21 protein-coding genes and 1 riboswitch are annotated in these 18,287 nt (G+C 34.6%); of the genes, 12 read left to right on the top strand and 9 right to left on the bottom strand.

Annotated elements, in window-relative coordinates:
* The first annotated feature begins 18 nt into the window (after positions 1–18).
* On the top strand, positions 19–540 hold the full coding sequence (gene lepB / locus RCJ96_RS16630) for a signal peptidase I (RefSeq protein WP_000806883.1): 522 nt from the start codon (positions 19–21) through the stop codon (positions 538–540).
* Positions 541–573: 33 nt separating this feature from the next.
* Here lepB and RCJ96_RS16625 read toward each other — a convergent pair whose 3' ends face one another.
* Complete coding sequence (locus tag RCJ96_RS16625; RefSeq protein WP_080493756.1) at positions 574–1,197, bottom strand: cephalosporin hydroxylase family protein; 624 nt, start codon at positions 1,195–1,197, stop codon at positions 574–576.
* A 157-nt stretch (positions 1,198–1,354) separates the two neighbouring features.
* Here RCJ96_RS16625 and RCJ96_RS16620 point away from each other — a divergent pair, with 157 nt between their 5' ends.
* The 3 genes from RCJ96_RS16620 to RCJ96_RS16610 all read left to right on the top strand — a co-directional run bounded on the left by RCJ96_RS16620 (position 1,355) and on the right by RCJ96_RS16610 (position 3,291).
* The gene (locus RCJ96_RS16620) at positions 1,355–1,885 is read left to right on the top strand and encodes an NUDIX hydrolase (protein ID WP_416504095.1); all 531 of its coding nucleotides are present in this window, start codon (positions 1,355–1,357) and stop codon (positions 1,883–1,885) included.
* Between the two features lie 68 nt (positions 1,886–1,953).
* Positions 1,954–3,075, top strand: a complete 1,122-nt coding sequence (locus RCJ96_RS16615; RefSeq protein ID WP_416504096.1) for a hypothetical protein — start codon at positions 1,954–1,956, stop codon at positions 3,073–3,075.
* A 30-nt stretch (positions 3,076–3,105) separates the two neighbouring features.
* A complete protein-coding gene (locus RCJ96_RS16610; protein WP_000143190.1) occupies positions 3,106–3,291 on the top strand; it encodes an antitoxin VbhA family protein in 186 nt (61 codons plus the stop codon).
* An 84-nt stretch (positions 3,292–3,375) separates the two neighbouring features.
* On the opposite strand, the gene RCJ96_RS16605 is transcribed toward RCJ96_RS16610, so the two are convergent.
* On the bottom strand, positions 3,376–4,137 hold the full coding sequence (locus tag RCJ96_RS16605) for a class I SAM-dependent methyltransferase (protein WP_416504097.1): 762 nt from the start codon (positions 4,135–4,137) through the stop codon (positions 3,376–3,378).
* Positions 4,138–4,479: 342 nt separating this feature from the next.
* On the opposite strand from RCJ96_RS16605, the gene RCJ96_RS16600 reads away from it, so the two are divergent.
* Complete coding sequence (locus RCJ96_RS16600) at positions 4,480–5,247, top strand: MerR family transcriptional regulator (protein WP_242303716.1); 768 nt, start codon at positions 4,480–4,482, stop codon at positions 5,245–5,247.
* Between the two features lie 169 nt (positions 5,248–5,416).
* Here the strand turns inward: RCJ96_RS16600 and RCJ96_RS16595 are convergent, their stop codons facing one another.
* The 3 genes from RCJ96_RS16595 to RCJ96_RS16585 all read right to left on the bottom strand — a co-directional run bounded on the left by RCJ96_RS16595 (position 5,417) and on the right by RCJ96_RS16585 (position 8,106).
* Positions 5,417–6,187: a DNA alkylation repair protein gene (locus RCJ96_RS16595; RefSeq protein WP_087932022.1), complete on the bottom strand. Its 771-nt coding sequence runs from the start codon at positions 6,185–6,187 to the stop codon at positions 5,417–5,419.
* 33 nt (positions 6,188–6,220) lie between these two features.
* Positions 6,221–6,526: an iron-sulfur cluster biosynthesis family protein gene (locus RCJ96_RS16590; protein WP_242303718.1), complete on the bottom strand. Its 306-nt coding sequence runs from the start codon at positions 6,524–6,526 to the stop codon at positions 6,221–6,223.
* 113 nt (positions 6,527–6,639) lie between these two features.
* The gene (locus RCJ96_RS16585; RefSeq protein ID WP_001083374.1) at positions 6,640–8,106 is read right to left on the bottom strand and encodes an amino acid permease; all 1,467 of its coding nucleotides are present in this window, start codon (positions 8,104–8,106) and stop codon (positions 6,640–6,642) included.
* Between the two features lie 112 nt (positions 8,107–8,218).
* Positions 8,219–8,411: riboswitch (Lysine riboswitch) on the bottom strand.
* A gap of 322 nt (positions 8,412–8,733) precedes the next feature.
* On the opposite strand from RCJ96_RS16585, the gene RCJ96_RS16580 reads away from it, so the two are divergent.
* Complete coding sequence (locus RCJ96_RS16580) at positions 8,734–9,195, top strand: GNAT family N-acetyltransferase (protein WP_074609510.1); 462 nt, start codon at positions 8,734–8,736, stop codon at positions 9,193–9,195.
* Positions 9,196–9,215: 20 nt separating this feature from the next.
* On the opposite strand, the gene RCJ96_RS16575 is transcribed toward RCJ96_RS16580, so the two are convergent.
* Entirely contained in the window at positions 9,216–10,118 is a 903-nt protein-coding gene (locus RCJ96_RS16575; RefSeq protein WP_074609512.1) for a sulfite exporter TauE/SafE family protein, read from the bottom strand.
* A 206-nt stretch (positions 10,119–10,324) separates the two neighbouring features.
* Between RCJ96_RS16575 and RCJ96_RS16570 the strand changes: the two genes are divergently transcribed.
* From RCJ96_RS16570 to RCJ96_RS16550, 5 genes are all read left to right on the top strand, one after another.
* Complete coding sequence (locus tag RCJ96_RS16570) at positions 10,325–11,122, top strand: VOC family protein (protein ID WP_242303719.1); 798 nt, start codon at positions 10,325–10,327, stop codon at positions 11,120–11,122.
* 14 nt (positions 11,123–11,136) lie between these two features.
* The gene (locus RCJ96_RS16565) at positions 11,137–12,063 is read left to right on the top strand and encodes an aminoglycoside phosphotransferase family protein (protein WP_074609515.1); all 927 of its coding nucleotides are present in this window, start codon (positions 11,137–11,139) and stop codon (positions 12,061–12,063) included.
* 13 nt (positions 12,064–12,076) lie between these two features.
* Entirely contained in the window at positions 12,077–12,820 is a 744-nt protein-coding gene (locus tag RCJ96_RS16560; protein WP_074609517.1) for a metallophosphoesterase family protein, read from the top strand.
* Between the two features lie 172 nt (positions 12,821–12,992).
* Positions 12,993–13,664: a uridine kinase gene (locus tag RCJ96_RS16555; protein WP_074609519.1), complete on the top strand. Its 672-nt coding sequence runs from the start codon at positions 12,993–12,995 to the stop codon at positions 13,662–13,664.
* A 128-nt stretch (positions 13,665–13,792) separates the two neighbouring features.
* A complete protein-coding gene (locus tag RCJ96_RS16550) occupies positions 13,793–14,617 on the top strand; it encodes a DUF2785 domain-containing protein (RefSeq protein WP_074609520.1) in 825 nt (274 codons plus the stop codon).
* 136 nt (positions 14,618–14,753) lie between these two features.
* Here RCJ96_RS16550 and RCJ96_RS16545 read toward each other — a convergent pair whose 3' ends face one another.
* On the bottom strand, positions 14,754–15,626 hold the full coding sequence (locus tag RCJ96_RS16545; RefSeq protein WP_139302865.1) for a hypothetical protein: 873 nt from the start codon (positions 15,624–15,626) through the stop codon (positions 14,754–14,756).
* Between the two features lie 218 nt (positions 15,627–15,844).
* Here RCJ96_RS16545 and RCJ96_RS16540 point away from each other — a divergent pair, with 218 nt between their 5' ends.
* Positions 15,845–16,159: a DUF3892 domain-containing protein gene (locus RCJ96_RS16540; RefSeq protein WP_000358170.1), complete on the top strand. Its 315-nt coding sequence runs from the start codon at positions 15,845–15,847 to the stop codon at positions 16,157–16,159.
* 76 nt (positions 16,160–16,235) lie between these two features.
* Here RCJ96_RS16540 and RCJ96_RS16535 read toward each other — a convergent pair whose 3' ends face one another.
* Both RCJ96_RS16535 and pdxR read right to left on the bottom strand, forming a co-directional pair.
* Positions 16,236–16,676, bottom strand: a complete 441-nt coding sequence (locus RCJ96_RS16535) for a YaiI/YqxD family protein (protein WP_000708756.1) — start codon at positions 16,674–16,676, stop codon at positions 16,236–16,238.
* Between the two features lie 80 nt (positions 16,677–16,756).
* Positions 16,757–18,199, bottom strand: a complete 1,443-nt coding sequence (pdxR, locus tag RCJ96_RS16530; RefSeq protein ID WP_000454938.1) for a MocR-like pyridoxine biosynthesis transcription factor PdxR — start codon at positions 18,197–18,199, stop codon at positions 16,757–16,759.
* Positions 18,200–18,287: the final 88 nt, after the last annotated feature.

Raw genomic sequence — 18,287 nt, 5'->3', positions numbered from 1 at the left:
AATAAGGTGGGAATGGATATGAAACAGGAGATTAAAAGAGGTTGGGGGAAATACATACTCTTCGTGTTTGTTTTGGTAGTAGCCTATCATTCTTTTACTTTATGTAAAGTGGAAGGGAAATCAATGCAACCGACTTTATATGAAGAAGACTACGTATTTGTAAATAAAGCAGCAGTACACTTTTCCGATTTAGAGCATGGAGAAATTGTTATTATAAAGGAAGAGGATGAATCGAAATATTATGTAAAACGAGTAATAGGACTTCCTGGTGACGTAATTAACATAACGAATGGATCTGTATATGTAAATGATAAAAAACAAGAAGAACCGTATACAAATAAAGATTTATTCAATAATACGCAAGTGTTTTATAACTTTCAAAAGACAAAAATCCCGCCAAATAAATTATTTGTAATGGGAGATAATCGTGAACTTAGTAGAGATAGTCGAAACGGTTTAGGATATATTGAAGAAGATAATATAATAGGCAAAGTGGAATTTGTATATTATCCTTTTTCAAAAATGAAGATCATAGAATAAGTGGGGTTTTCTCTATCCCCACTTATTAACGTTTCACTTTATCTTCTTTAAAAAACCTTTTGGATTAAATGATATGAAAAACTTATGCTTAGATTCATCGATTATGAAATTGTTGTTTGTAGCTAAAAACTCTTCAACCGCTTCCATTGGGCCAGGCCCCCAATCGGGAAGAAGCGGATTTCCATTAATAGATGTATCTTCTACAATCATATAACTTCCAGTAGTGACGATAGATTTATATAGTAAAAGTTCTTTGGATACATGCTCTTTACTATGATCAGAATCTAAAATAACTAAAATCACATCATCAGGTTTGCGCATACTTACTATTGTTTGGATGGCCTGTACAGAAACAGAAGAAGCTGTTAAATACGTAATCCGATTATGTGATGGGCGATTTGGCTGCGGAGTTAGATCAATAGTAAGTACGTGACCTTTTCCAATTAAATCTAACATAGAAGCTAAATATAGTGCACTACCACCATGAAATGTCCCGCATTCAATAATTAAATCGGGCTTTAATTCATAAATGATTTCTTGATACAAAAAGAGATCAGAGGGAAGTTTACAAATTGGAACACCGAACCAGTGTGTATCTTTAAGCCACACAAGGCTGTCGTAATATTGGTTTAGAAATTCATTGCTTATATTATCGATTTTAAATTCTCCTTTCTATAAAGGATTCTCTCGTTTGACGTAAAGTATTTACGCATGAAAGTTATACTATATACTATGTGGTAAGGAATTGTAAGGCGAGTGTTTTTACTTAAAAATAAGTCAAATAACTCATGTGAAAATGAAAGGAAATGATTGTATGTACAAGTACACAATTTGTTTTATTAGAAAAAGCGATAAAATACTGCTATTAAATAGAAATAAAAAGCCGAATATGGGAATGTGGAATGGTGTTGGTGGAAAAATTGAAGATAATGAAACGCCATATGAAGGAATAATTAGAGAAACGCTTGAGGAAACAGGCATAGATCTTCCAAGTGTAACGTATAAAGGGAATGTGGTTTTTAAAAGTAAGGACGAGTCTCAGGGGCGTGAAGGAATGTATGTATTCCTTGCTGATCTGCCAGATGGAGTACATATGGACACGCCATTAAGTACGGCGGAAGGATTATTAGAATGGAAAGAAATTGATTGGATATTAAATAAGGATAATAGAGGTGTAGTTAGCAATTTACCAAAATACTTACCAATAGTATTAACAGAAGAAAATAAGTTAGAGCATATATTCACATATGATAACGGGAATATTATTCATTACACAACTTCATTTTTGACAGATGATAATGCGAACAAACGATATGTGAAAAAAACTCTTTCATACTCAAGTTAATAAAATATTTCAAAGAGCAATCAGCATTTTTATGTTGATTGCTCTCATTATATATGTGAGGTGATGATATGTTCCAGAAATGCAATTCATTGACCATAATCGTCATATGTACGATGTTCCTTTTTGTAGCCTGTTCTAAAAGTGATACAGAACTTAAAGACATTCAAAAAGCAGATTACCTCGTATCCTATTCAAATGCCATGAAAGCCGGTAGTTACATATATGCATATGATAAGAAAGGAAATACGATTAGTAAAATGGAAGTAGATGGTCAAAGTATGATGAGCAATGCAAAAGATGAAAAGGGATACTACTTTTCATCAAATAGAAATAACAATCATTATGCAATTGATAAGACTGGTAAGATGCAAGAAATCAGTAGACCGAAACAATTACAAGATGTAAACGCAGGGGCATATTTCATCCATGCAGAACAAGGATATGTATATTATGATGTGAATATTGGATTGGTAGACGAAAAGAAGGGATATACAAGTGAACTTGTATATTGGAAAGAGAGTGACAAAAGGCAAGAGAGTGTAGAACTAAAGGGAACGATTCAAGGTGCGCATATTATTGAGAATCATATATACGCATTTTCACAAACGCTAGATAAAGTATATATTTCAGAAATAGATTTGGTCACAAATAAAAAAACAAACGAATTTGAAATTCCTAATGAAAATGTGTATTTTGCACCAACTCCTCAAAAAGTAATTTTTCAAAAGTATAAAGATAAACTAATACTCGCATTAAGTGATAATGTAAATCAAAAGCTGCCTTCCAAATTAATGATGATAAACCCGAAAACTAAAGTAGTAGAAAAAGAAACGGTATTAGATGACAAGCAATTCATACCTGTTTTAGTGCAGGTGTATGATAATAAGGTGTACGTTTTAAATCATGATGAAAAAATAAAAGAGTTAGATGAGAATTTGAATATCATACATACATATTCACTGCAGAGTGATACAAAAATCGCTAGAGAGGACAAAGGGATTTCGGATATACAAGTACATGGTAATAAGTTATACATCTTATACAAAGATATGAATCCAAAGAGTAAAACGAAACAATTGGTAGCTGAGATTGAAGGATATGATTTGTTAACAGGAGGAAGTATTGAAAAGACTACTTTACAATTAGAGAGGAAATGGGATGATATTACTTTTCTTGTATTAAAAGAGTAAAAAAATGATTTGAAGGGAGTAACTCAAATTATGACATTCAAAAACGAGGAAGAACTAAATAAAGCTTTCGAGGCAGCCAAAGCGAGTCTGGAAATAGAAGGCATGACTGTTACAAAGGAAATGGAAAAAATTATAAAAGAAAAGGTATCCGGAAAGATAACGCACGAGCAACTTATTACATTAGCTGATGTGATTGCAAGACGTGGACGTACTTAACAATCTAGAGACCACCACAAAATTTTTAAAAATAAACGGGGAAAAAGAGATGGTAGATCCATCTCTTTTTCATATGCTCCATGATTAACTGCGAATCGCCTTAATCAGAAAACGATGTTGCGTCACATCAAAATACCCTTTTTGTAAGATGACTTTATGTATACGATATAATTCCTCATAATACCTTTCGACAGTAAAATTAGGGATTTGCCACGGAATTGCTTTTAAATAATAGACAATAGCGCCAATGTCGTAAAAGCGTTGGAAAGGAAACTCTTCTTTTGCTTCTAAAATAGTAAATCCATTTTCCTTTAACTCACTACATGCTGTTTCAAGAGACCAACTTGCAAATTCGTTATTTAGCGGTGCGTTAAACTGCTCATTTAGTTCCGCACAATCGAGACCACCAACTTGTTGTGTAAGAAATATTCCATTAGGAGAAAGTATTCTATTTACCTCAGAAGCAGAATAGGATTCATGTTGATTCATAATGAAATCAAACTGTTCATCTTGAAATGGTAAAGCAGTATCATCAATTACTGCCACAACTGTAACCCCTAAAGGTTCTAATTTCTTCCGAGCAATTGGCAAGTTTGGTGCATAACCTTCAGTCGCATAAATAGTTGGTGGGAACGGTTGTAACATAGATAAAAACTCTCCGCCGCCAGTACCCATATCGAGCATTGATTTAGCACGTTGCATAAGCTGGAAAGCTGTACTGCCATATGACCACGATAAAGGATCGCTCTTCATTCGACCCGTTTCTGAAATAAAAGAAAAATCCCAACCGCTAAAATTTGTATTAGCACTTTCTAATAAAGTTAAAAATAATGGATCACGTTTCATAATTGTATCCTCCTATTTTGTAAGTAAATGATATGGTGAGAAAAGAAAAAAGGAGGACCTCTTATGAAAGGGGAACGGTTTTACGTTTCGTGTTCGAATAGATTCATATAAATTCGCTCCTTGTAAGAATGGTTATTTATATATTCGGGATAAGTAAGTGAAAGTCCTTTGAATTTGTGAGGGAAGGTTATGCTCTTCAATAATTGGGCCATTAAATGAAATAGTGCAATACGTATTGATTACATGAATTTTAACATTTTTGAATTTTCTTGAATTATCCTCTTGAACCTCTAGTTACTTTAGGTTTTATAATGAATTTATATTTTTAATAGGGGGATTTACATGAATACGGATAAAAAGTTTTCTATTGGAGAATTCTCGAAAAAAACGGGCATACCAATTCCTACTTTGCATTACTATGATGAAATTGGATTGTTACAACCAGAAAAGAATCCTTCTTCAGGGCACCGCATTTACAAGTATCAAGATATTATAACCTTACAAAAAATTCTGAGTTTAAAATTTCTAGGCTATAGTCTAGATAAAGTCGCTAATTTGTTACACGAATCAAGTTTTGGTGTTGATTTGAATGAAAGTTTGTCTCTCCATTTGCAAGTGTTAGAAAGAGAAAAAGAACAAATTGAGCAATCAATGCAAGCAATGAAAAGACTAATGAAGTTAGTCGAAGAGGAATGTGAAATAGATAGTACAGTATTATTTAGTCTTATTTACGGTATGAATACAGAACATACACATAAAGAATGGATGAAACGTCATGAGTTAACGAATATCGTGGAAGAATTATCAAAGAAACGAGAAGAAGATAAAATTGCTTTGGATCAAACGTTTATTCAATTGTCTAAAAAGGTTAAGCAATTATATGGTAAACCAGTCGAGGATTTGAAAGTACAAGAGATGGTAAAGGAATATATAGAAGAGTCTTTTTCATTTCTTAGTGAAGATTTGATACAAAAATTAGCTAATACTAGTGTGGAAGAACTGGATATGCAAGAACTTGAAAATATGATACCTTCGCCTTTCACAGAAGATGAACAAAAATGGCTTAATGAAGCGATGGAATATTATATGAAGCAAGTAGAAATGGAATAGGGATAGATTTTATGAGCAATGGTAGGTGGTTTAGCTTTATCGAAATAATGCTATAGACCTTTCATTGAAGAAGTGGAATGTTGGAAAAATACGTTTGTTATTGCTGTATTTAAAAGAAAGAAATGCGTATGCTTTATTTTTGAAGCATACGCGTTTTTGTTTAAAATACTCAAAAACAAAAATCTTTTGGTAAAGTACCATTTTTAATCACCGTTCGTAACCCATGTTTTATAATCCAAGGATTAACTGGATGCTGTTTATCACGTAATTGCTGCAACCATTGAAAAACGAGTTCTTTATCTTCTTTCGTAATATCGTTAATATGATTGGCTACAGATTTTTGAACATATTTAGAAGGGTCATTCATTAAAGGCTCAAGAAGCTGTAAATTGTACTGAAAGTCACCTTTCAGAGCTCCTATTTTTTTAGCCCAAGGAAGTCTAGGTCTCGTACCTTCAGAAACTAATCTTCTAATGTGACTGTTTTCATCATGAATCCACTTTTGTAATATGTTTAGTGTGTCTTCATGGTATGTTTGAAGAAAAGGCCGAATGGCATATTCAGCAGTATTCCTTTTCGTTATTTCATACATGGCGTTGAATGAGGTTTCAAAATCGTTAAGCCCATATTTTTCAACGTATTTTGCAATAGGCATGTACATATATCCGTTTGTAAATGTGCCTACTTCTGTTGTATTTTCTGGTCCTAATGTTTTCAGTAATATATGTATTGCTTCATTAAAATCTTTTTGTAAAGCATTGTGTAATTCATCTGCCAATACTTCAATACGCTGCTTTAACTCTAAATTTTCAACTTTACATGTTACGGAAGACACAAAGTTTCTTTTAGAGAAAGTAGGATCGTGTTTATAAATAGAATCAGCCATTTTTTCTGCTAATTCTTCGTTAAATAAAAATTTTAGCGGAACATATTTACCCATTTTTTCACCTCAGTGGTCAGTTGAAAACAAGTTTTATTTTTTAATCGACAATCCATAAACTAAAGTCTCACTCGGAGTCGTAATACTAAAACCTGTCGTTTTATAATCAAGCTTCACCGTATCACCAGTGTAGTCTTTCGTAAATGAATCCATTTGCAAGATAAGGTCTGCATCTTCATATACAACATCATTTGCAACATATGTATCCCAAATTAAATCGACATCAACGAAAATACTACAAGAGTTTGTCATTGTCCCTCTAATGCGAATGATTTTTTTATCTTCACGTTCTAATCTATGTATAGCTGCTATTGCTTCATCAGTAATGCGAATGTTCATTGTATCCCAACCTTTATTTATATTTCCTTTATTATTGCAAAAACAGGGGCAATAGGGAAGCAAAGAGGTTTGCAATAAAAAACGAGCAAACAAATTTGTTTGCTCGTTTCACTTTATTTTAGTTCACATTTATCAAGTGGAATGACTTTTGTTTTTTTCGTAAATTTGTATCCTAACCAAAGTACTAAGAAGAGTGGTAAACCGATGTAAGAAACGAGTACGCCGTTCCAATCGATTGATTCGCCCATAAATGCGCCGTAGTTTTGACCTAAAATTACGATGACGCAAAGTGCAAATGCGAAGATTGGTCCGAATGGGAACCATTTTGCTCTATAAGGTAAGTCATTTAAATCTTTTCCTTGTGCGATATATGCTTTACGGAAACGATAATGACTAATTGCAATGCCGACCCAAGCGATAAAACCAGACATTCCTGATGCATTTAATAACCAAATGTATACAACACCGTCACCGAATAAAGAAGCAATGAAAGCGATACTACCGACAATCGATGTTACGATTAATGCGTTAACAGGTACGCCGCGGCTATCTAATTTACCAAGAAACTTCGGTGCTTTCCCTTGGCGAGCTAAATCCCAAAGCATACGAGTTGAAGCATACATACCAGAGTTACCAGCAGACAGTACTGCTGTTAAAATAACAGCGTTCATAACAGAAGCAGCAAAGGCAACGCCCGCTTTTTCAAAAATAAGTGTAAATGGACTTACTGTTACATCACTTGCAGCAAGGCTTTCAGTTGTATAAGGAATTAATAAACCGATAACGAGAATCGCAAGGATATAGAATAAAAGAATACGCCAAAAGATCGAACGAATTGCTTTCGGAATATTACGCTCTGGATCAGATGTTTCACCAGCAGCTACACCTAATAATTCAGTACCTTGGAATGAGAAGCCAGCTGCCATAAATACACCGATAATTGCCATGATGCCGCCATTAAATGGTGCATCTGCAACAGTGAAGTTTTTGAAGCCAACAGTTTCGCCGCCCATAATTCCGAAAATCATCATAAACCCGACAATTAAAAAGATAATAATTGTAGCTACTTTAATAAGTGCGAACCAATATTCAGATTCACCAAATCCTTTAACAGATAAGTAGTTTAAAAGGAAAATAATAGCTAAACATAATCCGCTCCAAATGAGGGAAGGAGTATCTGGAAACCAAAATTTCATAATTAATGTTACAGCCGCTAGTTCAGCAGCAATCGTAATTGCCCAGTTATACCAATAGTTCCATCCAAGGGCAAAACCAAGTGATGGATCAACAAATTTTGTTGCGTACGTGCTAAAAGATCCAGTAACAGGCATGTAAGCTGCGAGTTCAGCTAAGCTTGTCATTAAAAAGTAAACCATAATTCCAATTGCGGCGTATGCAATTAATGCACCGCCAGGTCCAGCTGAATGGATGACACCACCGCTGGCAAGAAATAGTCCGGTACCAATTGTACCGCCGAGAGAAATCATCGTAAGGTGCCTTGATTTTAGACCGCGTCTTAATTCACCTTTTCCTTTTGTAGCTTCTGTTTTAGAGGTAGCTTGATTCGTTGCGCTATTCATGTTCAACACTCCTTTTCTTGTAAGATAGGAAGGAGCGGGGGAGAAAAATACAAAAAACCGCCAAAGGAATTTGGCGGAACGTTTCACAAATAACCACCCCATCATACCCTTCCGTTAAGATAGCACCCCACGTTTACACGGTAATTTTGTAAACGTGACAGTTCTGTTCCTTTCGGAGACAGCCCCAGCTCATATTTCCAGAGAAGAAATATAAACTTCGGCAACTTTTCCTTTCAAACGGAGTCTTAGACATTCTCTGTATCTCGTCCGTTTTACTCTTAAAAGTCGCAACCTCTACCTCATCGGATTGATGAGGATTTATATATTGCTAAGATTTTTAATATATGGCAATTGTAATGAGTTTCTGAATATATTGCAAGATATTTTGTAGGAAAAAATCAAAAAATATCGGTTATTGTATAGGAAACGCTTGCAAAACTCCACCCGAACCTACTATTATGTAACAATAAGCAAAGAAAAAATTGTTATACAAATGTTTCGCAAAAAATATTGAAAAACCCTTCAAAAATTAAAAGAAAATTCAGAAAATATAATTCGACATTCATAATCAGGTCATATTTTTTGATATAATTAGAGTAACGTGTAAGCAAAAAAGGGGAAATCAAAATGAAATTAGAAACAGAAAGGCTCTATATAGTGCCGTGTACAGAAGAGAGTATTCACGTTGCTAACGAGCAAGGATATAATAGTGGCCCACATATTGTAGGGCATGTAGAAAATGTAAAACACAATAAGGATGTATTACCTTGGGGCGCGTGGTATGTCATTCGAAAAGAAGATGACATCGTTCTAGGAGATATAGGGTTTAAAGGGAAGCCAAATGAGGAACATATAGTAGAAGTTGGTTACGGATTTATTGAGAAATATTGGAATAAAGGGTATGCGACAGAAGCTGTACGAGAACTAATAGATTGGGCTTTTCAGACAGGAGAGGTAGAAACGATTATTGCAGAGACGCTCCTTGATAATTATGGTTCGATTCGTGTGTTAGAGAAGTTACATATGAAAAGAGTAGATTCGACAGAAACAATGATGAATTGGAAAATAGAAAAAAACCGCTCGAAGTAAGTTGAGCGGTTTTTTAGTAATTAAGGTAGCATCTGTTTTTGATCATTCGGATATTGGGCTGTTGATGTGTTAGAACGATTGGAATGATTACGAACAGCAATGAAAATAGAAATAATAACGACAAGACCAACTGCGACGTAAGAAAGTGAGATAATAGTTGGATCTACTTTAAAAGTAGTAAGTAGTGTACGTATATTCGTAAAGATAATAAGACCACCAACTAATACGCCAAGTAAATGAGATGGTACGATGCGTACTAGCCATGCAGCAATTGGAGCTGCGACAATACCACCAAGCATTAACGCAAATACCCAAACCCAGCTTACTTGTTCCCAGCCAAGTGAGATGAAGAAGCCAATTGTTGCAGCTAATGAAACAGGAAATTCACTCGTATCTACAGATCCAATAACTTTTCTCGCTTCATTTCCTCTTGCTAGAAGAACAGGTGTCGTAATCGGTCCCCAGCCACCGCCACCAGTTGAATCAACGAATCCAGCGAATAAGCCAAGCGGCACAAGTTGTTTAGCTGACATACGTTTATTTGAAGTAACAATCTGTTTTTGAATAATGAATCGTAATAAAATATAAACTCCTAAAGTAAATAAAAATAAGGAAATGTACGGTTTAATGACATCGCCAGGTAAATTACTTAAAAAACATGCCCCAACAAATGCACCAATTGCTCCTGGTAATGTAAGCCTGGAAACGGTGTATTTATCAACGTTCCCAAATTTGAGGTGAGATGCACCAGAAGCGGCGGTTGTAACAACTTCAGCTAAATGAACAGATGCGGAAGCGACCGCTGGTGCGATACCAAACATTAGTAAAAGTGAGGTAGACGTTACCCCGTACGCCATTCCAAGCGCTCCATCGATTAATTGAGCGAAAAATCCAATAATAGCAAAGACAATTAATTTCTGCATAAATAATCCCCCTGTAATAGTAAATGAAAAAGGCACTTTTCCCGTGTGAGAAAAGTGCCTTTGGTTTTTCCAATCAGCAATATTGAAATTTGTTTCATTATAATACATATTAATCGTATAAATCAACTAGGTTTTAAAGTTTTTTGAATTGAATGAAAGAAAAATAAAATATACAATAAAAGGATGGAGAGAAAGGGGAGAAAGACATGTTACGATTTGATCATCTCGTACACGCAGTGAACTGTACACCGGAGGAAGCGGCAAAACAAATGCAGGCACTTGGATTTCATACGGCACTAGGCGGAGAGCATACTACTTGGGGTACTTGGAATAGTTTATGTTATTTTGATTTATCTTATATAGAATTTTTAGCAGTTCAACATAAAGAAAAAGCGAAAGAAGCAGGAAATCCGTTAGTACAAGAAACGGTAGTGAAATTACAAGATGGCGAAGGGATGCTACAAATCGCAATTCGAACAGATGCCATTGAAGAATTAGCAGATAAGTTTTGTAAATACGGTTTACAAACAATAGGACCATTTGAAGGGAAACGTATGAGAAAAGATGGCCGCCTTTTAGAATGGAAAATGTTATTTGTAAAGCAAGATAAGAACGGACCGAAATTACCTTTCTTTATACAGTGGAATGAAACAGATGAAGAAAGAAGAAAAGATTTACGTAACATTGGCACGATTACTGAACATAAAAACAAAGTACAACAAATTGAAACAATCCATTACGCAGTAAAAAATGTTCGAGAAACAGTACGGAAATGGAAAGCAGTCATGGAGCTAACTGCAACTCCAGTCATGAAAAATGAAGAATGGAATGCGGAGTGTCAAAGTGTATCGTTTGGTGACATTCAAGTACAGTTTTGTGAACCAATTGGGAAAGGGCTAGTACTACAATATTTGAAGAATCATGGCGAATATCCATTTGCAGTAGAATTTAAAGGGGAAAATAAACGAGAGTATGAAGTGTTAGGTAGTCTGTACATATATTGATAGAGGTGAACGCTTTGGAAGAAATACTTAGAGAGATAGAGAGAAAACTAGAATGGCCTCGTATTGTAAAGTGTACAGCTATTTCAAAAGGTTTTTCACATGAAGAGAAATATAAAATAAAATTAGAAAATAGAGTAACATATTTTGTAAAAGTATGTGATGCTGTACATTTTGAACGTAAACAAGAAGAATATACGTATATGAAACAATTAGAGTTATTACATATTCCAACGCCGAAGTTAATTCATTTCATAAAACTTGAGGAATTAAATAAATGTGTTCAAGTATTTGAATGGGTCCAAGGTGTAAATGGTGAAGAAGGTTTAACGAAGCTATCGGTGGAAGAACAGTATTATGCAGGAAGAAAAGCAGGGGAAGTATTAAAGAGGATTCACTCAATTGAAAAAGAAAGTGCAAGTAATAAATGGGAAATGATTCGATGGAATAAGTATGAAAGATACGTAGAAGCGTTAGCAAACTATAAAATAGACTTCCTTGATTTGAAGCCAGTTTTAAGATTTGTAGAGGAGCATAGACAATTATTGAAAAATCGTCCAATCATCTTTTTACACGATGACTTCCATCCAGCAAATACTATGATTCATAATAAGGAATTTATCGTTATCGATTTTGGTGGATATGATTTTGGCGATCCTATACACGATTTTTATAACGTGGCGATTTTTACTACAAAAATAAGCAAACCATTTGCAGTTGGACAAGTTCATGGTTATTGCGGGGGAGAACCGTCACTTCATTTTTGGCAACTGTACTCCTTATATGCAGCAATGACATTCCCAGCGGATATCGTATGGACAAACCGAAGCACGCCCCATTTAGTAGATGATATGAAGGAAAGATTAAACGGAATTTTAGATGATCATAATCAATTTTCATCCTATATTCCAAAATGGTACCAATCAAGTGAATTTAATAAATAAAGGAGGAATACATATGGACAAAATTGCGGTAATTTCAGATATACATGGTAATATTCCAGCTTTAGAATCTGTACTGCAAGATATTAAATTGAGAGGAATCGAACGCATAATTTGCCTTGGAGATTTAGTCGGAAAAGGCCCTCATTCTAGTGAAGCAATTGAAATCATTCGTAAAGAATGTGAAGTAGTCGTAATGGGAAACTGGGATGATTTTATAACAAAACCGACTGAATTTGAAGCGTTAAAATGGCATCAAAAACAATTATCAGAAGAACAAAATGACTATTTAAGAAGCTTACCATTTTCGATCGAATTTTTTATGAGCGGAAAACTCATTCGTATGTTCCACGCCTCACCTAGAAGTTTATATGAAAGAATTCAACCACACGCTTCAAGAGAAGAACGTATTAGTATGTTCGAAAATAGTGATCTCACAGAGAATATAGAAGGGGAAAGAAAACCAGATGTCGTTTGCTACGGTGATGTTCACCAAGCATTCGTTCAAAATTTCAGAGGCAAAACGTTATGTAACGCTGGTAGCGTAGGAAATCCGCTTGAAATTACACAAGCTTCTTATTTAATATTCGAAGGGATTTACAATGAAAAAGAAGCAGCAAGTTTTTCCGTCCAACTTGTACGTGTACCGTACGATATTGAATTAGCTATAAGGCTGGCAGAAGAGCTCGATATGCCAGAAATTGAAGAATACAAACAAGAATTACGGACTGCTTTATATCGAGGGTTTAAGGGGAAGTAAGCTAATCAAAATATATCAACGATTTTTCAAATATATCTATCGTAACTTAAAATATATCAACGATTTTTTCGATTTATCGACGATTCGACATAGGATATCGACTTACCGACAAATAGTGACATAAAAGTTAATTATAATTTTGTTATGTAAACTAAATGAAGGGGGAAATATCATGAACCGAAAACAACGTATAAATGAAATTGCTAATCATATTTTAATGTTAAATTTAACGTATCCAACAAAAGTTGGAGTAAGCGGTATTACAGCATCAGGAAAAACAACATTTGCAAACGAATTAGCGGAAGAAATAAAAAAGCGAGGGTTACCAGTAACGCGCGCTAGCATTGACGATTTTCATAACCCAAAAGTGATTCGTTATACACAAGGTAAAGAATCTGCAAGAGGGTATTATGAAGACGCACACGATTATACAGCTTTCAAAGAAAGACTATTAAAACCTTTAGGACCTAATGGGAATTTACAGTATGAAACGATCTCTCATAATTTAAAAACGGATATTCTTGTACATAATGAGCCGTTAATGGCTCAACCCAATATGGTACTCATAGTAGATGGAACATTTCTATTAAAAAAAGACGTTGAGCATTTATTTGATTACAAAATTTTTGTAGATACAGATTTTGAGATTGCGAGAAAACGTGGTGTAAAGCGCGAGACTGAAGCTTTTGGAGGTTATGAAGAAGCAGAGAAGATGTTTTTGAGCAGGTATCATGCGGCCTGTAAGATGTATATAGATGAGCATAATCCGAAAGAGTGTGCGGATGTTGTATTTCGGAATAGTGATTTAGCAAATCCAGAAGTTATATTTCAAGAGCGAATGTAATACACAATCAAAAGTATATGTATAGCCTTTTATTAATAGTTATAATTCTCGTATAATTATATTAGCTTTAGAAAGTGAAAAACGGGGGATAAGGCAATAAGAAACGCAAAAAGGGGAGAAAAAATAGAATGAATGAAGTATTAGAACTAAAAGAAGAACTACTACAAATTAAAAATAATAATTATGCTGTACCAGAAGACGTAGATGCATATCCATATGCACAGTGGATGCTAGATTATATCGGATCACCTGATGCTGAATTACGTGATGATTTAATTTATAGTACGCTTCACACATGGATTACAAATGATGTATTTAGACAAAAAGAATTACGGGGATTAATGCTACAAGCAATTAGTCCTGATTATTTATTTTATAAAATTGGTGAAAAGGGAACAGACTCTGTTTTTAAACGTGCGTTCTCTGTTTTAATTCCACCACTTATTTTATCTGTTCATGAAAGAGAACCGTTGCTATCTGAAGAACAACTGTACAGTGTAGCAGAACAAGTGCTGGAATATGTATATTTAGAAGAAGATGTAAGAGGTTATGTAGAAGGAAAAGGATGGGCACACTCTACTGCGCATGCAGCGGATGCGCTCGATGCGTTAGCTCGTACCATACAAAATCGTGAGTTTTCATATGCGATTCTTGCAGCTGTTCGTCAGAAAGTTCGCCTAAATGACTATGTTTACATACACTTTGAGGATGAGAGATTAGTAACGCCAATTATGTCGTTACGTAATCAAAATCTTTTAACAGAAGAAGAGTGGAGCAACTGGTTACATAGTATAGCAATCGTTGAAGACATCCCGCATCCTCAGCATGATATTTTGGTGCAAAATATTAGAGCTTTCTTAAGAAGTTTATATTTTAGAGTTTTAGAGACAGAGGGTAGCACAGCCTTTACAGATGATATATTGGAGACTTTGAGGGGTTTGTGTAGGTATTAAAAAAGAGAATTATAAAAAAAGAATAAGAGTAAAAACCGATTATACTTGTAGGTCCTCTACAAAAATAATCGGTTTTTTAGTTGAATTGAAATTTTAGACTTAACCATACACAAGCTTATATATAATAATAAATGTATTAAATATGTAATTCCGGATGTTCTTCATATAAACTATTCACATACTGTTTTATATTCTTGATGAATAATAGAATCTCTTCACTAGGCATTCTAGCATGTTGAAGATGAAAAATATTTCTTTTTCCAATTTTAAAATCATCTGAAGCTAAAGTAATAGGGATATTTCTAAAGATATGCCAGGGGTAATATAAGTGTACAAAGGTTTCTCTAAAATATATACCTGATTGACAAATTAATACTCCATCAGATCCTTTCCCCATGTTCCCAAGGACAGATGTATCTAAAAAAGCAATGATTTGTTCTTCTATTGGAATGATGAATCGTGCCTCAATTGCTTTTAACTTTTTGTCTGAAATATGAGTTTCTACAAATAATCCATTATCAGGTTCTAATAATTCATTATGCGTCTCAAACAAAGAGCAGATTGATTTTATCTCATTAATTTTTATAGCTGGATGTATATCATTTTGCTTTGAATTTTGGAATGAATTCGTAAGAGCCATAAGTAATTCTTTAAATAATAGTGGTGGATAATCACTTCCGTTAATATTGAAGCTTTTTTGTGCATCAAAAGATAAAAAACCATCTTTATCAATTTCGATTTGTCGCACTTCATTTAATTGATCCCATTGCATATTTCCTTTACCTAATAACCAATTTTTCCAGTATAAACCTGAACTTGTAAAGTAAACACCATATTTTCCAGATCCAAATAAATTACAACTTAAAAAAGCAATAATTTGGTCATCCGTCGGTATAGAAAAGCGTTTTCGGGCAATTGATAAGAAATCTTTAGGGATTCTAGTAACATAAAACCTAGATTGCTGATACTCTAAACAAATATCAGTTAAACGATTAATATCTATATTCACCTTAATCATTCTCCGTTTCATATTTCTATTCTATATAATAAATTATAATATTTTCAGGAAAATATAAACACTTAAATTTAGCTTAAATAGACAAGGAAGGATTCTAAAATAAATTTGAATTATTTATGTGGAGTAGTATCGTCTTGTTAAGTTAATAAAAAGCACATAAAACCACTACCTCCCAACCATACTAATAAAATGTGTTGGAGGTGAGTTTAATGGACAAAAAAGATTTTGAAAAAGTGTATAATGATTATTTACATCAAGGAGAAGAGCAAGCTCAATTTGAAGTAGACCATGAAGTTAATACAGGAGCAGAACAAATTGTTGCCGTTCGTAAAAATGATGATGGGGATTTAATAGCGTTTAAAACAAGTAGCGGAAGAGAGTTAGATTATATGACTGCTCTTAATGAAGCCAAATCAGGGAAATTAGCTCATGTGGATGTATTTCATAAGTATGGCAGAGATATTATACGTAGCGAACCGGATGGAATAAAAGAAAATAACTTAGATAATTTACCTTCATTTTAAACGGGTAAACCTGAAGAAGAGAATGTTCATTTGGATATTCTCTTCTTTTCTTTCTCTACAAATAGACGGTTCATTTCTACAGTGCGATCATACTTTTAAAGAGCGCTCTAAATTTCTCTTTATCTTCTGCTGTAAATGGTTTCGGTCCTTTTGTACGCTTACCGCTTTTTCGAACCATTGCACTTAAATATCGTGTTTGTAATAGTTGTTCAATGTTTTCATTTGTGTACTTATATCCTTTATGGTGTAGCACAATACAGCCTTTTGCTAAAGCAAGCGAAGCAAGACCGTAATCTTGTGTTACGATTAAATCTTCTTTTTGGGCTAACTGCATAATCCGGTAATCCGCAGCATCTGCTCCAGAATCAACATAAATTGTTTCCACACCTTTTGGCTGCTCTGCATTAGAATAATGAGAAAAGCTTGTAACGAGGGTAACAGGAATTTCTGCCTTCGTTGCTTCAAAAATAATTACATCTTTTACAGGGCAAGCATCTGCATCAACATAGATTTTCATTGGTATCACTCCTATAACTAGGTTCGTGTTGATGATAATGGTAGATTTAGGTTTTGTCAAACGAGGATTTGTATCTAAAGTTACTTTTCACAAACCAAAATAGCCTCACGCAAGCGAGAAATCCCTTCCTCAATTTGATCAATATCCACTTTTCCATAAGATAAACGTATATAACCATCTTTCGCGCCGAAAATACTCCCCGGCATAAAGGCTATTTCTTGTTTTAAGCTTTGCATAATGAGTTGTTTTTCGTTTATCGGTTCTTTTAATTTCCCCCATATGTATATACCACCGGTCGGATTTGAAAAAGAGATTTTATCGTGAAGTTGCTCGTTTAGAGCACGGACGATAACGTTTCTTTTTTCTGCTAGTTGTTTTCGTAACGGTACGATATGAGACTGAAATGGTACGGTTTCGAAAAATTGCTGCATAAGCCACTGCGGGAAAATGCTCATACCTAATTCCATTTGGTGCCTTGCGTCGGATAACCTTTCTACTACCGATTGCGGGGCAACAAGCCAGCCGACTCGTAAACCTGGTGCAATCATTTTAGATAAAGAATGTACATAAATGACAGTTCCGTTTTCATCAATTGATTTTAAGGTAGGGCAAGGTTGTTTCTTTTCTAGCGTAAGTAAACTAGATGGATCATCTTCCACAATCGCAATTCGTAAGTCTGCACAAAGTGATAATAGTTTTTTTCTACGATTTGGATGCAGCATTGTGCCCGTAGGATTTTGGAAATTTGGATTTAAAAAGATCATTTTAATACGATGCTTTCTATATAGCTCTTGCACATCATCCGGATTAATACCGTGTTCATCGACAGGTAATGGGAAAATACGAATACCTGCTGATTGGAATAACGGTAAGGAATAACAGTGTGATGGACTTTCGAAAGCGACAGCATCACCTGGGTTTAATAAACATTGTACGATAAGGTGAAGTGCTTGCTGTGCGCCAGATGTAATCATAATCGATTGTTCAGTCGCTTCAACTTTTAAATATTCTTTCATATATTTTACTACCGCTTGTCTTAGCGGGAGGTACCCTTGCGGATGATCGTAACTTAATGAGTGCGTTAACGGTTGTTCTCGTAAAATTGTTTGTAGTTGATCGTGAGGATAGAGGTTACAACCGAGTTCTCCGTTTGCAAAATCTATAATATTTTCATTTTGTTGTACTTCTGCCCGAATATGGCGAAGTAACGGTAAGTTTGGTAAAAATGTACCACCTTCTACGAAATTTCTCCAGTTCGGCGTTAATGTCGGAGAAACGCCCCACATATGTGTACTCACGCGTGTTCCTTTACCAGTCGTACTTTCTACAATTCCCATAGCACGTAATTCATTATAAGCAGTAGTAACTGTACTTCGATTTACATTTAACTGCGTAGCTAATTTTCGTTCGGAAGGTAGGAAGCTTCCTGGAGGTAGTTCTCCGTATGTAATACGTTTCTCAATAAAGTCAACAACTTGCTGATAAATAGGGATTTTACTGTCACTATCTAGTTTCCATTCCATAAAAAAACGCCTCCGTATCTCTTATATACATCCAGTATAGCAAATTGGCTGGGTAAAAAAACAGCCAATTGGACGGTGTTATATCCAG

This window comes from Bacillus sp. BSL6 (assembly GCF_052928345.1).
The sequence above is the reverse complement of the archived record's forward strand: the minus strand, read 5'-3'. Positions and strand labels throughout refer to the sequence as shown.